This is a genomic window from Paenibacillus harenae DSM 16969 (assembly GCF_000422465.1).
Classification (GTDB): Bacteria; Bacillota; Bacilli; order Paenibacillales; family Paenibacillaceae; genus Pristimantibacillus; species Pristimantibacillus harenae.
The window spans coordinates 215818-236354 of sequence record NZ_AULV01000013.1 but is presented as its reverse complement, the minus strand read 5'-3'; the positions used below and the strand labels follow the sequence as shown (position 1 = coordinate 236354).

At 49.2% G+C, this 20537-nt stretch carries 20 protein-coding genes and 1 pseudogene; 16 read left to right on the top strand and 5 right to left on the bottom strand.

The genetic code is table 11. From position 1 onward, the window contains the following. Positions 1–43: 43 nt before the first annotated feature. Together H581_RS37605 and H581_RS0101045 are read right to left on the bottom strand one after the other, a co-directional pair. Entirely contained in the window at positions 44–829 is a 786-nt protein-coding gene (locus tag H581_RS37605) for a hypothetical protein (protein WP_036717283.1), read from the bottom strand. A gap of 41 nt (positions 830–870) precedes the next feature. Beyond that, positions 871–1275, bottom strand: a complete 405-nt coding sequence (locus tag H581_RS0101045; protein WP_028608384.1) for a hypothetical protein — start codon at positions 1273–1275, stop codon at positions 871–873. 799 nt (positions 1276–2074) lie between these two features. Here H581_RS0101045 and H581_RS0101035 point away from each other — a divergent pair. The 13 genes from H581_RS0101035 to H581_RS0100970 all read left to right on the top strand — a co-directional run bounded on the left by H581_RS0101035 (position 2075) and on the right by H581_RS0100970 (position 13181). Continuing rightward, positions 2075–2776, top strand: a complete 702-nt coding sequence (locus tag H581_RS0101035) for a hypothetical protein (RefSeq protein ID WP_028608383.1) — start codon at positions 2075–2077, stop codon at positions 2774–2776. 26 nt (positions 2777–2802) lie between these two features. Beyond that, positions 2803–2976, top strand: a complete 174-nt coding sequence (locus tag H581_RS37600; protein WP_156889465.1) for a hypothetical protein — start codon at positions 2803–2805, stop codon at positions 2974–2976. A gap of 430 nt (positions 2977–3406) precedes the next feature. Further along, the gene (locus H581_RS0101020) at positions 3407–5152 is read left to right on the top strand and encodes an ABC transporter ATP-binding protein (protein ID WP_028608382.1); all 1746 of its coding nucleotides are present in this window, start codon (positions 3407–3409) and stop codon (positions 5150–5152) included. Between the two features lie 22 nt (positions 5153–5174). Further along, complete coding sequence (locus tag H581_RS0101015; protein ID WP_028608381.1) at positions 5175–7196, top strand: ABC transporter ATP-binding protein; 2022 nt, start codon at positions 5175–5177, stop codon at positions 7194–7196. 591 nt (positions 7197–7787) lie between these two features. After that, the gene (locus H581_RS0101010; RefSeq protein WP_051250377.1) at positions 7788–8252 is read left to right on the top strand and encodes an 8-oxo-dGTP diphosphatase; all 465 of its coding nucleotides are present in this window, start codon (positions 7788–7790) and stop codon (positions 8250–8252) included. A 26-nt stretch (positions 8253–8278) separates the two neighbouring features. Then, positions 8279–8770 (top strand): GNAT family N-acetyltransferase, encoded by a 492-nt coding sequence (locus H581_RS0101005; RefSeq protein WP_028608379.1) that lies wholly within the window; start codon positions 8279–8281, stop codon positions 8768–8770. Between the two features lie 140 nt (positions 8771–8910). After that, entirely contained in the window at positions 8911–9426 is a 516-nt protein-coding gene (locus H581_RS0101000; protein ID WP_036717279.1) for an NUDIX domain-containing protein, read from the top strand. 138 nt (positions 9427–9564) lie between these two features. Further along, positions 9565–10281, top strand: coding sequence for an IMP cyclohydrolase (locus tag H581_RS0100995; protein WP_028608377.1), 717 nt, complete (start codon positions 9565–9567; stop codon positions 10279–10281). A gap of 83 nt (positions 10282–10364) precedes the next feature. After that, positions 10365–10904 carry a histidine phosphatase family protein gene (locus H581_RS0100990; protein WP_028608376.1) on the top strand — a complete coding sequence of 180 codons (540 nt, stop codon included), beginning with the start codon at positions 10365–10367 and terminating at the stop codon, positions 10902–10904. Between the two features lie 55 nt (positions 10905–10959). After that, entirely contained in the window at positions 10960–11376 is a 417-nt protein-coding gene (locus H581_RS0100985) for a GNAT family N-acetyltransferase (protein WP_028608375.1), read from the top strand. A 27-nt stretch (positions 11377–11403) separates the two neighbouring features. Then, positions 11404–12189: a phosphotransferase family protein gene (locus H581_RS0100980; RefSeq protein ID WP_028608374.1), complete on the top strand. Its 786-nt coding sequence runs from the start codon at positions 11404–11406 to the stop codon at positions 12187–12189. A gap of 183 nt (positions 12190–12372) precedes the next feature. After that, complete coding sequence (locus tag H581_RS0100975; protein WP_028608373.1) at positions 12373–12717, top strand: MerR family transcriptional regulator; 345 nt, start codon at positions 12373–12375, stop codon at positions 12715–12717. Further along, entirely contained in the window at positions 12714–13181 is a 468-nt protein-coding gene (locus H581_RS0100970) for an SRPBCC family protein (RefSeq protein ID WP_028608372.1), read from the top strand. The genes H581_RS0100975 and H581_RS0100970 overlap by 4 nt, the downstream gene beginning before the upstream one ends. Before the next feature lie 96 nt (positions 13182–13277). On the opposite strand, the gene H581_RS0100965 is transcribed toward H581_RS0100970, so the two are convergent. The 3 genes and pseudogenes from H581_RS0100965 to H581_RS32655 all read right to left on the bottom strand — a co-directional run. Then, positions 13278–14504: an epoxide hydrolase family protein gene (locus H581_RS0100965; RefSeq protein WP_028608371.1), complete on the bottom strand. Its 1227-nt coding sequence runs from the start codon at positions 14502–14504 to the stop codon at positions 13278–13280. A 75-nt stretch (positions 14505–14579) separates the two neighbouring features. Beyond that, entirely contained in the window at positions 14580–15026 is a 447-nt protein-coding gene (locus tag H581_RS0100960) for a MarR family winged helix-turn-helix transcriptional regulator (protein WP_028608370.1), read from the bottom strand. A gap of 157 nt (positions 15027–15183) precedes the next feature. Continuing rightward, a pseudogene (locus tag H581_RS32655) lies at positions 15184–15309 on the bottom strand (DUF6262 family protein); the annotation flags it as partial. A gap of 167 nt (positions 15310–15476) precedes the next feature. Between H581_RS32655 and H581_RS36165 the strand changes: the two are divergent. The 3 genes from H581_RS36165 to H581_RS0100940 all read left to right on the top strand — a co-directional run bounded on the left by H581_RS36165 (position 15477) and on the right by H581_RS0100940 (position 20436). Then, complete coding sequence (locus H581_RS36165; RefSeq protein ID WP_028608369.1) at positions 15477–16376, top strand: hypothetical protein; 900 nt, start codon at positions 15477–15479, stop codon at positions 16374–16376. A gap of 402 nt (positions 16377–16778) precedes the next feature. Then, entirely contained in the window at positions 16779–17252 is a 474-nt protein-coding gene (locus H581_RS0100945; RefSeq protein ID WP_028608368.1) for a MarR family winged helix-turn-helix transcriptional regulator, read from the top strand. Then, positions 17230–20436 (top strand): MMPL family transporter, encoded by a 3207-nt coding sequence (locus H581_RS0100940; RefSeq protein WP_028608367.1) that lies wholly within the window; start codon positions 17230–17232, stop codon positions 20434–20436. Before H581_RS0100945 ends, H581_RS0100940 begins: the two co-directional genes overlap by 23 nt. Positions 20437–20537 lie beyond the last annotated feature (101 nt).

The following is a 20537-nucleotide window of genomic DNA, read 5'->3' as shown; positions in this document are numbered from 1 at the left end:
GCCTGAATAAGAAGGCTGCATCTTCTTTTAAGTCATTAGTATGTTAATTACTTACCGGAATCGATTCTTCGGTTTTCATTTCGAATTCACCAATAACTGTTATACCATCCGTATCATATAAAGGAATTATTGCGCTAACACTGTAACTACGAAGTGCCTCTTGAGGATCGGATACATCTGGAAATAAATCGTCAGCCTTGACATACCCTTGAATTCCGTTGGTGCCCAATGCACTAATCAAATCTGGCTCTTCTCCTATTTTAGCTTCTAATAAAGCGGAACCAAACGTTTCTCCATTATTATTTACAGCATATTCTTCTTGCTGTTTCAAGTTATCTGGCAATGGATTAGTTACGGAAAGGGATTTTGTATTTGATAAAGTAACACGAGGAGACATATTTATACTAAGGCCCTCATAACTATTACCATTGTAAAATTCAGCTCTACCTTGCGAATAGTATGTATCGGATGTTAGTAATCTTAGCGGTGTAAATACTACTAAATTATTACTTGAACTTGAATTATATTTCACAGTGCTTGAATCTTTTAACACTCCAGTTATACTGTATAAACGTGCTTGTGCACCCATATAACCAACGGGAACAAAATCAGAGTTCTGTGTTAAGATTAATGTAGAAGCAAAAACATGATCGCTTGTTGAAGTCCATGGTTCAACATGTGCTCTTGAATAAGCATCGTAAGTATAACCAAAAAGTGTTTTTGTTGACTTCGGTGATTCTGCTGTATAAGCAAATACTGTTGCTGACATTAAAAAGATAGACAAGATAGATATTCCCGTCACTTTAGAAGCTAAATTCTTCCATTTCATTGAAAATAACACTTCTTGTAAGATAGTTTTTATGATAAATTTTATTTATCACCATTGGTAGAAGAATACATCCTGAATTCACCAATAATGGTTTTTCCGTCTGCTTCATATAGCGGGAGTGATTTATAACCAAGTTCTTTCATTAATTTATTGTGTGCCAAAGCTTCTTCTGGTGACGAAACTGATGGTACTAAATCTGAGGATTTAACATATCCCACAACCCCATTTTCACCTTCTGCCATAATTAAATCAGGCTCTTTTACTTCACCTGCAGGAAATGGTCCACTACCAAAAGTTTGTCCTTGTTCATTGGTAGGGTAATCAGGAATCGATTTTTCAACCTCATGTACATTATTTAAAGAAGGCTTGGTTGAATCGGAGGCGTAAACAGTGGATGCTATCAAAGCAAGACCAAAAAATACTCCTAGAATTGATTTATGCTTCATACATAACACACCCTTTCAATGATTGATTGTTACTTCATTATATGTTAAATGACTTTAGCTATTAATATATTTGTTAAAAGATTGCTTTCATGGAGTAAGTCTATACCATCTTTACATTTTATTGCCATTTCAATTTTCTGTCAATATTTATTTGGATAATTAACAAGTGGCAGACTCAATGGTACGAACAAGGAGAAAACAATGAAAGTAACCCATATCAGGTTAATGGATGTATTCATTCATGCCGTTTGGTTTGAAAATATTGATTTATCAAATTTCAAAGTCTTTATAATATATATCTAGCCACCGAGCTTCACCCAAAACCCTTCAATAAATAAACGTTTCCAGTGGCTGGAAAGTTGCGTCTATCTGAACATTAGCTTAATGAAATTTAATATTTCCCAGACCGGCCTCACTTTCGGGTATTACCCCTAGTTGATATTTAAAAACTGTACAATCCAGTACAAATTTTCCTACAGCAGCTGTGTTACCTTAACGGGTAAGATGCTCATAGGAGTGAACTTCTGGGAAGAATGTTATTATAGGGGTTCCGCCAAATGCCCATCAAGCTAAAATTTTTCGAATACCCCGACAACGAAAAAAAGCTATCCTTTATTAACAAAAAGAATAGCTTTTTATCGTTTTGGGGGTGTAATAATTACTTAACTTGATGGGCATGTGGTGGAACCCCATATAGATAATAAGCTAATATTTACAAAAAATATAAATACAACCTAAATTCTCGAATGGTATATTTATACTGTCTTACAAAAATTATCATTATTAGGAGGAAGTTTTCATGGTTAAATTTAGAATGAAAGTGCTGGTAACGCTAAGTCTCATTGTTTCACTATTGATGCTGAATACCGGTTTTACTTCATTCGCGAACGAAAAAGAATTAACTTTGAGTATGGTGGAGGATGCAAAAGAAATTGATAATGTATTAAAAAACCTATCGCAAAATAAAGGGTTTAACGATTTTTCAGACCTCAACTACGGCCAATTAAAAAAGCATTTCATGGGGATGGCACTTGTTCCTGAAAAGGATGTATACGTGTTTGCTTTTGAACATGTAGAAAAAAAGGAAAACCAAGATAAAACAGGATGGTCACTAACCGTAGTCTATGATTTTAATAATAATGAACTTATAGATGCTACCTTTGGAGTAGTGACAGAAGATACAATAACAGTAAATAATAAAGTGAAAAATAAAGAAGTAACACGTTCTAAAGAAGTATTCGAAAAAGATCAAAAAGCATTCAACAAGGAGGATTGCGGTTGCGTAGGTTCAAAAGTTGTAGAAAATAAAAGCGGCATAGCTGCTGTTGTTGATAATCTCTTATCAACCCCCAAAGCAGAAGCAGCAATGTCTGAAAGTGAAAAATGTGGATGGAGTAGTGTAGTAATGTGTGCTGTATTGGGTGTAATTACTGGAGGATGGGGCGGATTTATCTGTAGTGCGACAATGATGTATATGTGTACCTACGTGCCCCTCGCCTAATAACAACTTAGAATAGGAGGCTGTATGTGAAACTATCAAAAATATTTCTCGTTGTCGGTATCCCATTAGCTGTAATCTTTGGATTAGGACGTATTTTAAACAATGAAAGTCCTGATTACTACATGTATATGGGAGTGCTAGGAATAGTTTTTGTTATACTTTCATTTGCTATTCGATGGTTTAAAGGAAATCAAAAATAAGTTAATAGATATTAAACTAGGACCGGAGAATATTCTCCGGTCCTTAGTTGTAACTTTTTCTTTTTGCTTGATCGGGTATTGACAGTATTTTCTTCGGATGGTAAAGTGACAATTAGATTTTATCGAGAGGAGGATTACGTTCCATGAGAAACGGCAAAGGATTTATTTCGTCGGCAGCAAAGAATCATCGTTTGAACATGAATAACGTAATCCATCCGCGCGTCGATTTTTAAACCAGGGGAATCCCGGTACAAGAGGCGCATGGTTACGTTACCGTAACCGTGCGCCTTTTCTGTGCTTTTGGAGCTTGACCGCCGCCTGTGCGCGTCATGCTCCAAACGCGGAAGGAAGCGTGTCGTTACGGCGGCGCGCTTCTTTTTTATGGAAAAATTGATGCAAGGATGGATATCGGAAGGTGTGGTAGAGAAATATGTTTAGTGTACTCAAAAAATTAAGCTGGTTTTTCAAAATGAACTGTAAGCGGTATGCGCTGGCGATAACGCTGCTTATCCTGACGGGCTTTCTCGACGTCATACCGCCTTGGCTGATCGGATATACGATAGACGGCATCCATCTGGGATTACTCGGGCAGTCGGAATTTAACCGCGTACTGTACGGCTGGATCGCGGTGACGATCGTCGGTTACATCATTACGTATGTGTGGTTCTATAAGCTGTTCGGCGGAGCATACGTACTGGAGAAGCTGCTCCGGTCGCGGCTCATAAGACATTTTCTGCGGATGACGCCGACCTTCTATGAACGCAACCGGACGGGCGACCTGATGGCGCGCGCGACGAACGATCTTGGGGCGGTCGCGACGACGGCCGGGTTCGGTATTCTGACGCTGATCGATTCCACTTTATTCATGCTGACGATTCTTGTCATGATGGCGGGTCTGATCAGCGTGAAGCTGACGCTGGCCGCTTTGCTCCCGCTGCCATTGATGGCGCTGGCGATGAAGCATTACGGGAAGAAAATTCACGAGCGGTTCACGGACGCGCAGGATGCGTTCGGCGAGCTGAACGATCAGGTGCTGGAATCGGTGTCCGGCGTAAGGGTAATCCGGGCATTCGTGCAGGAGGAAGCGAGCGAGGAACGCTTCGGCGCCAAGACGAACGAGGTGCTCAGCAAAAATATCGCGGTCGCCCGCATCGACGCATTGTTCGAACCAACGATGAAAATACTCGTCGGCACGAGCTACTTGATTGGGCTCTGCTACGGCGGTTACTTAGTATTCCGGAACGAGATCACATTAGGCGAATTGGTTTCGTTCAACGTATTTCTGGGGATGCTCATCTGGCCGATGTTCGCGATCGGCGAGCTCATAAACATTATGCAGCGCGGAAATGCTTCTCTCGACCGGGTCAGCGAGACGCTCGGCTACAAGCCGGACGTGGAGGAAGCAAGCGAAACCGTCCATGTGGAGGAGCCTTCGACGCTTGAATTCCGGAACGTCACGTTCCGGTACCCTTCGTCGCAGGTCGATAACTTGGCCGGTGTGTCCTTCACGCTCCGCCAAGGGCAGACGCTCGGCATAGTCGGGCGGACCGGAAGCGGCAAGACGACGCTGCTGAAGCAGCTGTTGCGGGAGTATCCGCTCGGCAGCGGCGGCGTCTACATTTCGGACGTATCGCTGAACAGCCTGAGGATCGAGGAGCTGCTCGGCTGGATCGGTTATGTTCCGCAGCAGCCGATTCTCTTCTCGAAGACGATTCGCGAGAATATATTTTTCGGGTTGACGGAAGGCACAGAAGAGGATTTGCAGCGGGCGCTCGAACGCGCTTCGTTCGCGAAGGACATCCGGTTTCTGCCTGACGGGCTGGACACGATGGTCGGCGAGAAGGGCGTTGCCCTGTCCGGCGGACAGAAGCAGCGGGTCAGCATTGCGCGGGCGCTTATTGCCGATCCGGAAATATTATTGCTGGATGATGCGTTATCCGCGGTAGACGGGAAGACCGAGTCGGAAATAATCGAGGGCATCCGTACGGAGCGTGCCGGCAAAACGACGCTGATTACAACGCATCGCCTGTCTGCCGTACAGCACGCCGATTGGATTATCGTCCTCGACGAAGGCCGGATCGTGCAGGAAGGCACGCATGAACAGCTGCTGGAGAGAGGCGGCTGGTACCGCGAGCAGTATGACCGCCAGCAGCTTGAAGCCATTATTGAAACGTAATAAAGGAAAGGCGTGAAGAACAATGGGAAACACGGGAAAGAGATTGTTTCAATACGCCATGCTCTATAAAAAACCGATCATTCTCGCGCTGCTGCTGCTTGTGCTGGCCGTATGCGCAGAGCTGGCCGGACCGCTGATCGCGAAGCGAATGATCGATCAGAACATTCTCGGCATCGAGAAGAAATGGCATGAGGTCGAGGCAGAACAGCCTTATGCGGTTTTTTATAAAGAGAAATGGTATAAGCGCGAGGATCACTTCGCGGCAATGGAAGAGAAGAGCAAGGAGGTACGCGTGCTCCAGGTCGGCCGTCAATTCTATTGGCTGGACGCTGAGCTGGGCATAGAGAACGGAAAACGCGAGGTGGACGGAACAACGTTAACGGTCACCGGCAAGGAGACGGGAGAGAGTGAATCGTATCCGGTGACACAGCTGACGAAGCAGGAGCTGTTCGCTTTCTATAAGCCGGAGTTTCCGGCGCTGCTGAGACTGGCAGCGATGTATTTCGGCTTTCTGCTGCTCGTCGCGGCATTCACCTACGGCCAGCGGCTGATGCTGCAGACGTCGGCTAACCGGATCGTACGCAAGATGCGCACCGACATTTTCGCGCATACGCAGCGGCTCCCGGTAAATTACTACGATAATTTGGCGGCGGGGCAGGTCGTCTCCCGGATCACGAACGATACGGAGGCGATTCGCGAGCTGTATGTCGCCGTTCTGGCGAACTTTTTTACGGGTATTATTTACATGACAGCGATATACGGGGCGTTGTTCCTGCTTGATGCGCGCTTGGCGCTGATTGCGCTGCCGCTTGTGCCGATTCTGATCGTCTGGATTATCGTGTACCGCCGGTTTGCGGCCCGTTATAACCGGATTATCAGGTCGAAGCTCAGCGAAATTAACGGCATGATCAACGAATCGATTCAAGGGATGCCGATCATTCAAGCGTTTCGCCGCCAGAAAGAAACGACGAAGGAATTCGAGGAGCTGAATGAGCATTACTTTACGTATCAGAATAAGCTGCTCAGCCTGAATTCGATCACGTCGCATAACCTGGTTAACGTGGTACGGAATGTGCTGTTCTTGGTCGTGATATGGATGTTCTGGGGTGATGCGCTGGGCACGGCCGTATCGGTCGGGGTGCTGTACGCGTTCGTCGATTATATGAACCGGATGTTCGCGCCGGTCGTCGGAATCGTGAACCAGCTGTCCAACCTGGAGACGGCGAGAGTATCCGCAGAGCGGGTATTCAAGCTGATGGACGAAGAAGGCATTGACGTTGTGTCCGGCTCGATGGAGCGCTATAAAGGCGACGTGCGGTTCGACGATGTATCGTTCGCATACAAGAAGGATGAGTATGTGCTGAAGCATATTTCCTTCCATGCGCGTCAAGGCGAGACTGTAGCGCTCGTCGGACATACCGGCTCGGGCAAAAGCTCGATTCTGAACCTGCTGTTCCGCTTCTATGATACGAACGAGGGGCGGATCATCATAGACGGAACGGATGTGCGCGATATCCCGAAGCAGCTGCTTCGCCAGCATATGGGCATCGTGCTGCAGGATCCGTTCCTGTTCACCGGTACGATCGCCTCGAACATCAGTCTCGACAACCCGGCGATCGGCAGGGAGAAGATCGAACAGGCGCTTCGCGATGTCGGCGCATACGAGATGTTTAGCCAATTGCCGGGCGGCATCGACGCGCCTGTCATTGAGAAGGGCAGCACGCTGTCCGCCGGTCAGCGGCAGCTCATCTCGTTCGCGCGGGCGCTTGCCTACGATCCGGCGATTCTGATCCTGGACGAAGCGACCGCGAGCATCGATACGGAGACGGAAGCGATCATTCAGGAGGCGCTCGACGTGCTGAAGAAGGGCCGTACGACGTTCGTCATCGCGCATCGCTTGTCGACCATCCGGAATGCGGACCAGATTCTTGTGCTGGACCGCGGCGTGATCGTGGAGCGCGGCAATCACGACGAGCTTATGGAGCACCGCGGCAAGTATTACGCGATGTATCAATTGCAGTTCGGCTCGGCATTGCCGGCTTGATGATGGTAGAGGACAATCCGTTTGCTATGGTTATTCTTCATAGTAGGCTGGGGTTGTCCTCTTTTTTTTGCTTAAACGGAGGTAGAGATCATTCACGGAGCTGCTCACCCAGGACTAATGCAGCCGCATGGTTTGAACGAATTAATCTGAAAACCTCCCGCAATTTTCGGCTGGATAAACGTTGGGTACGGCTTAGCGGGAAATTGCGGGGCTAATTTTGGCGGAAACAGCCTGATGCGGGGGATACTCGCGATTTAACGGGAGGAATTCCGGCAAGATTGAACTTTTTAGCGGATAGGCCGAATTTAGCGGGCGATTTTCCCGCTGTACCCGTTATTACTCGTTAGCCATCCATGCCGCTCACGCAACATCACAGATTATGGAAATAATTGCTTTCTTCCATGCGAGCTTTAGAATTTTTGACGGCGATGAGGCGGTTACCCCGATCAGATAACCAATGGTTTAAAGAGCGTTCTAATCCTCCCATTTTTTATTTTCCAAATTTTCGAATAATGATAAGATGGGTTGGAGCCTTAAATTGAAATTGGAGTGGATATCTTGCCGAATCCTATTGAACATAAGCTATACACCATGTGCATGGTGCAGGACGGATCAAAAGTGCTATTAATGAATAGACCCGACAAATTAGGATTTCCGGGTTACATAGCGCCGGGAGGCAAAGTGGATTTTCCGGAGAGTATCGTTAATGGAGCAATTAGGGAAGTCAAAGAAGAAACCGGGCTGGATGTAACGGACATTACTTATAAAGGGCTGGATGAATTTTGCGACCCGAATACAGGGTTAAGATATATGGTATTTAACTATTTGACAACCTCATTTAAGGGGGATATACGCAAGAACCCGCCTGAAGGAGAGTTGGTTTGGGTCGAAATCGAAGAGGCATTAAAGCTGCCGATGCAGGATTGGTTCAAGAGAAGATTTCCGTTGTTCTTTCGCCGGGGAACTTTTGAAATGAGTTTTATCTGGGATGAGAGGAGCAATAGGACATTACAAGAGACAATAAAGAATTATGGCGAGTCTGCGTCAGGGAACTAGAGGCACTGTAAATTTCGCAAAAGGAAGTGAACTTCATCGATACGATCATTCGTTCGGCGGAAGCAGAGGACTATCCGTCTGTAGCAAAGCTGGTAGCACAGCTCCATGAGATGCATGTTATGGCCAGACCGGATATTTACTCGCCGGATCCGTGTCCGTTAGGCCGGGAGTATTATCAAAAGCTGCTGCAAGATGAAAAGGCGAAAGTTATCGTTGCAGCGGCCGCCGATACAGGAGCAGTTATGGCCTATACGGTGATTCGAATTAATTCGGCTCCTTATCGGCAAATTTTCAAACCAAGGAACTATATCCATATTGACGATTTTTGTGTGGATAGGTCGTACCGGGGACAAGGAATCGGGAAGAAGTTAATGGAATATGTAATGGATAACGCAAGAGAGATATCCGCCGAATGTATCGAATTGGGAGTATCCGAATTTAATGTCGAAGCAATCGCCTTCTATGAATCTTTGGGGATGAAGATCAGGAGCAGAAGAATGGAGTTATTTGTCGAGTAGAGGAGTGAGCTGGCCGATGCCGATCCGGAGGATCTGAATGGCCATTTCCTTCGAAGCTGGCGCTCCTGAGCTCCCAAGAAACTTAAGTCAGCTGGATGAAATGCAATAGCCTGAGCGGAGAACTGAATAACGGTATAGCTATGTCAATTAAAAATGGAGGCGCTGCAATCCCGCATGTTCGAATTAGATGCACAGCTCTAATCGTCGAGAATGAGTCGATTCTTCTTGTTGAATACGACGACAATGGCATCCACTATAATTTGCCTGGCGGAGGACTGGAGCCGGGAGAAACCATCCTCGAAGGCGTAGCCCGTGAGGTATGGGAAGAAACGGCGGCGGAAGTGGACGTTGGCCCGCTCGCGTTGATCTACGAATTTGCCCCTCACAAACAGTCCGGCGATTATGGAAGCAATGAACGGCACGGACTTCATCTTATTTTCGAATGTACATTAAAAGATTATTCAGTTCCGCGCTTGCCTGAGCATCCCGATCCTCACCAGTCAGCCGTGAAGTGGATCCCCATCGCAGATTTAGACGGCATCCTGCTTATTCCAAATATTAAGGAACAGATTAGGAGTTACATGGAGACGAAGAAAAATATTGATCTGATCGAAGATCATCGTTTGGAGCGTTTAATGGTCAGGGACATGGATTAGTCATCCTACGTGGGTTAGCGCAGTCGATTTCGGCTATGGACAACGCGAAGCATGATCCGGAATGTGGAAGATCGTTTCTCGAAATAGGATGTAAACCGATCATTGAGGATGCTGCTAAACAAAAGGAGAGAAATGATGATGAATCACCGGCTTTTAAATGAAAACTGGCTTAAACTAAAGGAGAATGTTTACCCCGGTCGGGGGATCGTCATTGGTATGACGCCTTCCCGGCAGCATTACGTGCAGGTGTATTGGATTATGGGGAGAAGCGAAAACAGCCGAAACCGCGTGTTTGCAAGAGAAGGGGACTTTGTCAAAAACAAAGCATTCGATGAGACCAAGATGACCGATCCATCTTTGATTATTTATTACCCGCTGAAGAAAACGGGACCTTACCACATCGTCTCCAATGGCGACCAGACGGAAACGATAATGGACGGCTTAATGAATAATCAGACCTTTGAAAGCTCCTTATTTACCCGTGAATATGAGCCGGATGCTCCGCATTTTACCCCAAGAATATCGGGTGTGATCGACACGGCCCAACAAAATTATAAGCTTTCCATTTTGAAAAGCTCCCGGAATCGTCCGGAAATCTGCGTAAGAAACTTTTTTAACTTCAATCGTTTTGTGCCGGGAGAAGGGCATTGCATCCATACGTATCAAGATGAAGCGGATGGAACTCTTCTTTCCTTCTACGGAGAACCGTTCGAGGTGTCTCTATTTGACGATATAGAAGAAGTGAAGGATTACTACTGGCAGACATTAAACCCGGAGAATCGAATCTCGCTCCTCGTTAAGTTTATAGACGCAATAAGCGCGGAAGAGAGAATCAGCATCATAAACAAGCGGTAAACATTTCTCTACCCGGCTGTCCCTGATTTATATACCGGAAGAGAGGACTGGTAGCCAATATGATGGGCAAGGAGGATGGCTCGGTGAAAAATATTTATCTCATCAGGCATTGCAAGGCGGAAGGGCAAGAGCCCGCAGCCGCATTGACCGCGGAAGGCGAAGAACAAGCCGATCGGCTTGCGGGATTTTTGGCGGAGAAACAGATCGACTACGTCGTAACCAGCCCGTTCGCGCGAACGATTGCTACGATTTCCCCCTTTTGCCAAAAACGGAATTTGGACTATACAGTGGATGACAGGCTCAAGGAGAGAGTACTGAGTTCGGCGAATGCTCCCAACTGGATGGAGCTGTTAGAGCATACCTATGTGAATCTGGATCTCGTATACGAAGGCGGGGAATCCTCCCGCGAAGCCATGTGCAGAGGGGCGGCGGTAATCGAGGAAATCGCAGGCGGTCCGTATCGGAATGCGGCAGTCGTGACGCACGGCGCTTTGATGTCGTTGATGTTAAAATCGATTGATCCCGCCTTCGGATTCAGGGAATGGCGCAATCTAAGCAATCCCGATGTTTATCTGATAAGCGTGAAGGACGGCGAACGCTCCATGGAGCGGATTTGGAAATAAAATCGAGTGCCGGAATAGCGGGAGTACGATTCGATAGAGTTCCGGGGGATGAATAATGGAAGCAAATAGCACGGATTACGTGATTAGCTCGGATAAGTCTCTCTTGCAGCGGGAGGTTATTCACCGGTTTCTGCAGGATTCGTATTGGGCAAACAAGAGGCCATTGAACAAAATAAATAAATCGATTGAAACTTCTCTATGCTACGGGGTTTATCACGGAGAGAGACAGATTGGATTTGCCCGTGTTATTACGGATTGGGCTACGACCTATTGGTTATGCGATGTTGTGGTCGATAAAGATTACCGGGGTAAGGGCATAGGCAAACAGCTAGTCGAAGCCATTATACATAGCGAAGAACTAAAGGACCTTTCCGGGTTCCTGGGGACGGCGGATGCCCACGGATTATATGAACAATATGGATTTGTGCGGGATGCCGACAGGTTTATGATAAGAAGGCCCAAACGATCGTGAATCTTGGCCAGGGGAGAGAAGTGAACGATGAAATTAGGGGAATGCATCGGAAAAGGAAATACTGCGGATGTGTTTGAATGGGGACATGCCGAGGTCATTAAGCTGTTCCATGACCGCCAACATGCCGTCCACGAAGCCAAGAATGCGGATTTGGTTGATTCTCTAGGCATACGGGCGCCCAAATCGTCAGGCCTTATCGAATATGAGGGGCGATTCGGTATCATCTATGAGCGTATTCAAGGCTCGTCGCTGCTGCGGCAGTTCGAGCCAACGAAGGAAAGCTTCGTCCGGAACGCCAAAATCCTGGCGCAAGTTCATTTTGGACTGCATCGCATCAAAGTGGCCTATCCTCCGAATCTCAAGGCGGAGCTTACCCATAAAGTACAGAGATCTGCGCATCTGTCGGAGCGCCAGAAACAAATCGTTACGGATAAAATTCGTGTTCTCCAAGACGGACAAGATCTCTGCCATTATGATCTCCATCCGGATAACATTCTGATGTCGCCGGACGGGCCTGTTGTCATTGATTGGATGAACGTTCTGGTAGGGAACCGGCTCGCGGATGTGGCCAGAACGTCGATGATGCTGCAATCGCATGCCGTACCGCCGGATGCTCCTAGCTGGTTAGTAGAGAGGGAGCTTCGATTATTGTATCATCAACATTATATAAGCGAGTATGTCCATTTGAGCGGAGTCCACACGGATGATGTCGAGCAGTGGATGCTGCCGACATTAGCCGTTAGGATCGATGAGCTGGCGCATGGCGAGCAGGAGGAAATCATTAAACTGTTGGAAGAAGCGCTGCAAGAGTAACGGCGGCTATAGAGATTATGATCAAGAGCGAGTGTAGCAGTTGCGGCCCATGAGGGCCTCGACTGCCGTTTTTTTGTTCGGAAATACTGGCATAATAAGCTAAACTTGAATCGGAAGCTTGCCGGGTCCTTGACTGCGTGGTGCGCCACATTGTTTATAATCGACTCTGAAGGGGGAGCCGAAATGTATCGCATAGGCGAGTTTGCCTCTATGACCGAGCTGACCAAAGAGACGTTGAGATATTATGCGGACATTAAGCTTCTGGAGCCTGTATACGTAGATCCCGTTAACCATTACAAGTATTACGACAATCATTCGTATTTAATGGCACGGCTGCTGTTTCATTTGCGCAGATTCGGATTTACGATTCAAGAAATGAAGGATTTCGTCGAGAAGCGCTCATTGGATGACTTGGAGGATATATTACAGGAGAAGAAGAGGAAGCTGAATCGGCAGATCGAGGAAATCACGGTCATTATTCAAGACATCGACTCATTTATTGACGAAGGAAACGGGGGAGAAGAATGATTACTTGGAGTAAAGAAATAAAAATTCCGGCTTCTATTGAAACCGTGTGGAGGCTGTTCGACTTGGATCAAATTCAGCGAATCATGCCCAATGTCATCGAACATAAGCCGGTTGATTTAAAAGAAGGCGTAATAGGATCCACGTATCAGCAGACCTATCAAGAAGGCAAAAGGAAAGAAACGTATATCGTTACGGACATTGAGTATGAGAATACCGGGCGGTTAAAGCATAAAAGAATTGAATTTGTTCTGGCGAAGGCGTTCAAAATTCAGGCCGGGTTTACGTTAAAGAAAGTAGACGAGAATTTGACGACTTTTATTTATACGGGCCAGAACGAAGGCATCAATTTTCTGGGACGTTCCCTGTTAAGATTAGGAGGTTCCAAAAATAACGATAAGGTCGTCGATGAGTTTGTCGATTTGGTTCGCAGCGAAGCCGTGAAGGATGCCAAAAAGGAATCGTAAGGCAGGTTGCAGAACGCAAGCCGCCGCTTTCGCTAATCAGGCTGCCGACATTTGTCGGACAGCCCTATTTGTGATCAATGGCGGTTGGTGTTAGATTTATCGACGTCCTCGGAAGGTGCGGCGCAAATCCTCAACCCACTTGTCCGGAATTTCCCAGGGGATGAAGTGTCCACCATGTTCGTGGGCTGTGATGTTGACATGTTTATACCAAGGAGCCCGATCGCTGTCGAGAAAATTCGGTACGCGATTTTCGGTCGTGATACCCGGCGGATTTTCGTAGCCCACAAAGGTTATACCGGTTGGTGCCTCAATGACAGGCAAGCGACTATGATCGGGTGTCCATGGATAGCGGTTAGCGTTCGCATAGACGCGTATTGAGGTTTCGATGGCGTTGTTGACCCAGAAGATTGTTGCGTGTGTAAGGATGTCGTCCTTTGTAAAGACATTCTCGACGTTGCCGTTATTGTCACTCCATCTGGTCCATCGTTCCAAGATCCATGCGAGCATTCCAACTGGCGAGTCGCTCAGTCCGTAGGCGAGTGTGCTGGGATCAAGAACGTGAACGGCGAGATGCGATGCGAAACGGCGATCAAACTCCAAAATCTGCGATCGGATTTTCTCAGGGATGTTGTCGGAAATGGGACGGCCGCGGGAGAAATCCCAAGCGCGATCTCCATTAAAAAAGCTCAGTTTTAGAGCAGACCCGATATGTATTCCGTAGAGCTCATCACTATATTTATGTCCCAGTTGCCCGGTCACGAGAGCACCTACATCGCATCCCCCTGCCGCGTATTTCGCATAGCCGAGAGTATCGGTCATGAGCGTATGCCAGAGATCGGCAATTTTCCAAAAGTTCATGTCTGGATTGTTTGGCAGTGGCGTCGAGAATCCAAAGCCAGGAAGTGAGGGCACGATTACGTCGAATGCTTCAGCCGGATCGCCCCCGAATGCGCCGGGGTCCGCTAGCGGATCAATGACCTTGGACCAATGCCAGAACGTCCAAGGCCAGCCATGGGACAGGATCAATGGTACAGGTTTAGGCCCCACGCCAGGTTTACGCATAAAGTGCACAGGAACTCCGTCAACATTTACTTTATAGTGTTCGTAGGCGTTGATCGCCTTCTCGGATTTGCGCCAGTCAAACTCGTTAATCCAGTAGTCGACGAGTTTCTCAAGGTAGTTCCGACTAACTCCGTAAAACCAGTCATCATTACCGGCATCGAGAGGCCATCTGGTGGACTTTAAACGATTTTGAAGATCAGCAAGTAACTCATCCGACACGTAGATCGGACTCGGTTCAAGCACGAAAGGAGCTGTTGTCATAAGTGTTCCTCCTTGTATTCGTTTGTTTCGTCCGTCACTTAGGTATGAACAACGGAAATGCAGCCGCGACTGAGACTACGAATCGGTTCCCAGTTCGACCAGACGCCTCAATGCGGGAATTGCGGATGCAATTGCCCGTTTTTCCTCCTGAGTGAGCCCTTCACTGAATTTCGAGAGCTGCGTTATGCGATTCAAACGACGCGAATCAATAACATTTGCCCCCAGCGCGGTAATATACACTTGAACGACTCGGCCATCATTTGGATCTGGTCGGCGCTCGACGAGCCCGTCTCGTTCAAGTCGGGTCACCAACTGTGTGATTGCCGACTGCGTAACTTGCTCATTAACTGTCAACTCAGTAAGCCGCATGGGACTCTTGAGGGACAACGTGTGCAGGACGGAAAGTGTAGTGAAGCTTAGTTTTTCAATTGACGGCAACCGAATAAAAATCCTCGTTAAATCTTCGAACACCATAGCGAAGTCGCTAACGTTCAACTCAGTCAGGTTATTTTTAGGTTCCATGAATAAAACTATATCACAAATTTATATAAGTATCTAATGTAAATTCAGTTGGCCAAGACTCCAAACCAGCTTAAAGACGTTGGGTTCACTCCCCCATTTCAACGAAATCATGTTCTCTACTTGTGTCATTAACCTCCGTTAACTCCATGAAGTGCAACTAAAATTTTTTGTAAATCTGAGCATAAGCTTTTTTCATTTGTTCTCGTAATTCTTTGTTCTCGTTCTCCAGTGCTTTGATTTTGCGTTTTAACGTTTCGATGAGTACATCCTTATTCGCATCGTTCAACAATGATGCCGCCTTCTTGATGCCCTGTAATCTCTCTGCCAAACGATCAGCCAACGCGGCTTTCCACATTCAGCCAACTTTCAGCCCGCGTTAAAGAAGGCTTAAGACTGGTTGGTTAGGATGAAAGTGTAACAACAAATCGAAAGCGAAAGGATGACCCTAACATGAAAAGATCAAAGGCAATGACGGCAGGCGCTATCGCACTTACATTGACGCTCGGAGGCGGAGGTTTATGGGCAACAACCCAATACGTAAATGCAGCCGCAACCGTCGATAGCGGAAATACGCAATCCCAAAACACGGAGACGGAGGCGGGCACGCAGCAGAAGGATCCCAGAGGCAAACGGGGCGGCTTCGGCCACGGCTTCCGGCAAATCCAGGAGCAGCTGCTCACCTACTTAGGCTTGGAGGAAGAGGCGCTGCGGACGAAGCTGGAGACGCTAACGCTGGCTGAGGCGGCGGTTGAACAAGGGAAAACGCGCGAGGAGCTGAAAGCGAAACTCGTGGAATGGTTGGAAGCGGCGGAGGCAGCACGCCAGGCTGATACCGAAGCAGACGAACAGCAGGATGATACGAAAGCGTTGAATAAACCGGACGCGGCCACACTGGCGGACAAGCTGCTTGATTCCAAAGGCTTCGGCTTCGGGAAGCACGGAGCAGGCGGTAAGAGCGGCTTCGGAGGAAATCTTGATTCTGTGGCGTCGGCACTGAGCTTAACGGTTGAGGAGCTGCGCGCAGAGGTTACGGGAGGGAAGACGATTGCGGCTATAGCGACCGAGAAGGGCATTGCGGTTCAGACAGTCATTGATGCGATGGTCAGCGGACAAAAAACGAAGCTGAGCGAGAAGTTGGCTTCCGGCACGATTACGCAGGAGCAGTATGACGAGAGGCTTGCGGCAGCGGTAGAGCATGCAACGAAGCATGTGAACGGCGAGCTTCCGCTTCGCGGCGAAGGCGGCAAGGGCGGTCCCGGCGGCAAAGGTCCGCGCGGCGAGCGTCCGGGCGAGCCGGCGACAGACGGAACGAGCGCTGACGAAACAGCTGCGGATGACTTTGCGGTATAACGGTTTAAATGGATAAGGAGCTTTCTCCGGAAGCCTTAGGGCTGCCGTGAGAAAGCTCTTTTGCATGTTGGTGATTCTGCCTGTTTACAGTTAAACCGTTCAAATCCGAAAATCAGATCTACGAAATCAGTTAGTGTTTTAAAAAGGCCCCGCGCGTCCTCTATTTAGGTTTGTGAAATGATATCGTACATGCAACCTGCCTCCTAAAATAGAAACAATTGTTACATCCTAAGTATATGGATGATTATGGGCAAAAAGCAAACGCATGTCCGCCGTTTGGGCAGCTGCTGTTCACGTAATGTTAACAAACTTCATCTTTGCAAGGAGTCTATCCATCTGATATAGTTCTATTATTAAACTATTCTACAGTAGAATCATTTTGCGCAAAGGGAGGACATCGGTGTGGATCGAGAATTATTGAAGCAGATCGTCGACCGTTACGAGGCGGCAAATTTCCTCGTGAACCGGCGATTAAATGCGATGATCCGCGAGTTAATGCCGGAGGAGCTGACGATCGATCAATTCGCAACGCTGCGTTATTTGCGGATGAACGAGAAGAGCACGTCTTCCGAGCTGGCGGACATCTTCTGCGTGGGCAAGAGCTCCATTACCGCCATCATCACCCGCTTATTCGACAAAAGCCTGCTCGTCCGGATTCCGGACGACAAGGATCGCCGCGTGACCTATTTGGCTTTAACCGAAGAAGGCAAGCGGATGTGCGACATGATGGAGGAGAAGATTCATACGCTGCTATCGAAATTTATTACGCAATTTGACGAGCAGGAGGCGCTAAGCTTTATCCATACCTTCGAGAAGCTTGCTGCTAGATTAATGCAAGGAGAGGAGTACAGAGATGAGAATCATACTGAGGTTTAAATGGCTGGTGCTGGCTCTGTGGCTGGCTGCGGCGGCCGGCTTAATGATCAGCGCGCCGGCAATGGAGGAGCTCGTCCGGACTAAGGGGCAAATTGCCGTTCCCGACGGCTACTCATCGACGATTGCCAGCGATTTGGAGCAAGCGATCGGAGGCGGCGGCGAGGCCGGGGCAAGCAGCGGAATGGCGACCGTGCTTGTGTTCCATAAGGATGGCGGCTTAGCCAAGGCCGATTTGGCTGAGATGAAGAGCGGCATCGAGAAGCTGAAGAGCGAAGGGGAAGCGATAGGCGTCCTCTCCGTCACGACGCACTTTGATACCGAAGAGCTGAAGGAGCAGATGGTATCCGAAGATGGCAGCACGATCCTGACCCTCGTTAACGTAGAGGCGGGGGACCGCGAGCTGACCGAGCTGCGCGACGGTCTGTATGAGGCGATCTCCGACGTTGGCGTAGAGCATTATTACACCGGCAACTGGATCATTTCCGAGGATGTCGTGCAAAGCTCGCAGGAAGGGCTCAAGAAAACCGAATTCATAACGCTTGGATTTATTTTGATCATCCTGTTCGTGGTATTCCGTTCGGCCGTTGCGCCGCTCGTTCCTCTTATCGCGGTGGGCTTTACTTACTTGGTATCGCAATCGGTCGTTGCATATTTGGTGGAATATATCGATTTTCCGCTTTCGAACTTTACGCAAATTTTCCTCGTCGCCGTGCTGTTCGGCATCGGGACGGATTACTGCATCCTGCTGATCAGCCGATTTAAGGAAGAGCTCGCCCATCGCGGCGATAAGACGGAAGCCATCATTCATACGTATCGTACGGCGGGCAAAACGGTGCTGTTCTCCGGGCTCGCGGTGATGGTCGGCTTCGCGTCGATCGGCTTCTCGACCTTTGTGCTGTATCGCTCGGCCGTAGCGGTTGCCGTCGGGGTAGCGGTGCTTCTTATCGCGCTGTTTACGATCGTGCCGTTCTTCATGGCGGTGCTGGGCAAAACGTTGTTCTGGCCGTCGAAGGGCTCGCTCGAGCATAAGCCGAGCAAGCTGTGGGGGACGGTTGGCAAATTCTCGTTGAAACGTCCGCTTTGGGCGCTCCTTATTTTGGCGGTTATTATCGTACCGTTCCTTACCGCCTACAAAGGCTCGATCTCCTTCAACTCGCTGGATGAGATCGGCGACAAATATGACTCGGTTAAAGCATTCAACATCATTTCCGACAGCTTCGGCCCTGGCGATTCGCTGCCGACAACGGTCATCGTGAAGGCCGATAAGCCGTTCGATACGCCTGACGGATTAGCGGCGCTCGAGCAGGTAAGCCGTGAGCTGGCGAACACGGAAGGAGTCAAAGCCGTTCGCAGCGCGACCCGTCCTACCGGCGAAGTGATGGAGGAGTTTCTCGTCGCCGACCAGGTCGTGAAGCTTGAGGACGGACTCGGTCAGAGCGGGGACGGCCTGGGCAAGATCGGAGACGGCCTCGCGGAAGCAAGCAGCGCGCTGAACGAGAACGCGCCGAAGCTGAACAAGGCGGTTGACGGCGCCGGACAGCTGATCGACGGCACGAACCGGCTGAAAGCGGGCATCGTGCAGCTGGGCGGCGGCTTGAAGCAAATTCAGCAGGGCCTGTTAGATGGCTCGGCTGGCGCAAGCGAGCTTAGTGAAGGGCTGAAGCAGGCGCAAGCAAGCGCGGAACAGCTCGCGGCTGCAAGCGGTCAGCTGCTCGACAGCTACGGTCAGCTCGGCGGAGGCCTCGGCCAGCTGACGGGTGCTTATCAGGCGGTTGCGTCGGAGCAAGCGAAGCTGGCGGATGGCTTATCGGGCGTAGAGCAAGGGCTTAGCGGCCTGCAGGAGCGTTATCCGGAGCTGAAGAATGACGCCGATTACCAGCAAGCGCTAGGCACGCTGAATCAACTGCAGCAGGGCGCCGCCGGTATTAGCGGGCAGTTGACGCAGATGAACGAACAGCTAGCCGGCATTTCGGCCGGTATGACACAGGCTAACGCGGGCTTCGCTCAAGCTTCGGAAGGTCAATCGGCGCTGGCAGCCGGTCTCGGCCATCTGGCGGCGGGGATTGCCGAGCTGCAAAGCGGAATCGCGCAGGCAGCCGCGGGCCAGGGGCAGATCGTCTCGAAGCTGCCGGGCGTCACGCAGGGCTTCAATGAGCTCGCGGAAGGCCAGCAGGAGCTGCAAGCCGGATTCGCCGCCTTAAACGATCAGCTCGGCGAGCTGACGAGCGGGCTTGATCAAAGCGTGGACGGATTAAGTCAGGTATCGGACGGCTTGGCGTCCGCCGGCGGTTATTTGAACGGTCTTGCGGATTCGCCGAACAAGCAAATGACGGGCTGGTACATTCCGGAAGAAGCTATTGCGAACGAGGAATTCCAATCCGCTCTGAATGTATATATGTCGGAGGACCGGCAAACCGCGAAGTTCGATGTCGTATTCAGCGGAAATCCGTATGCGCAGGAAACAATGGGGGAAATCGACGGGCTTGAGGCTGCCGTGAAACGCGCCGTTCAAGGAACGGATTACAGCGGAGCGCAGATCGCGATTGGCGGCGTCACGAGCATGAACAACGACCTGAGCAACATATCGGCAGCCGATTATTCGCGTACGGTCGTTCTGATGCTGATCGGAATATCGATTATTCTGATTATCCTGTTCCGTTCGATCGTCATGCCGATCTACCTTATCGCGTCGCTGCTTGTTACGTTCTATACCTCGATGGCGATTACGGAGGTCATCTTCGTACGGATTCTCGGCCTAAGCGGCATCAGCTGGGCGGTTCCGTTCTTCGGCTTCGTCATGCTGGTGGCGCTCGGCATCGACTACAGCATCTTCCTGATGGACCGGTTCAAAGAGTACCGTCACCTGACGCCGCAGGAAGCGATCCTGGAAGCGATGAGAAACATGGGTACGGTCATCATGTCGGCAGCCGTAATTCTAGGCGGAACGTTCGCCGCGATGCTGCCGTCGGGGGTCATGTCGCTGCTGCAGATCGCAACGATCGTCCTGTGCGGACTGTTCATGTACGCGCTGCTCATGCTTCCCCTGTTCATACCGGTAATGGTCCGCACCTTCGGTCCGGCGAACTGGTGGCCGTTCATGGGGCGCAAGCAGGCTGAAGAAGCGGGCGAGAGCCACACTCACCGCTTGCGCGGAAGTCAAGTATCTCCGGATACGCATATTTAACGTAACAAAGGGTTACCCTGGCAAGGCTGTTCAATCGGCCTTGGGGTAACCCTTTTTCTAAATTTTTCGTCCTCTGACATGGACGCCGACCGGCGTTTCTG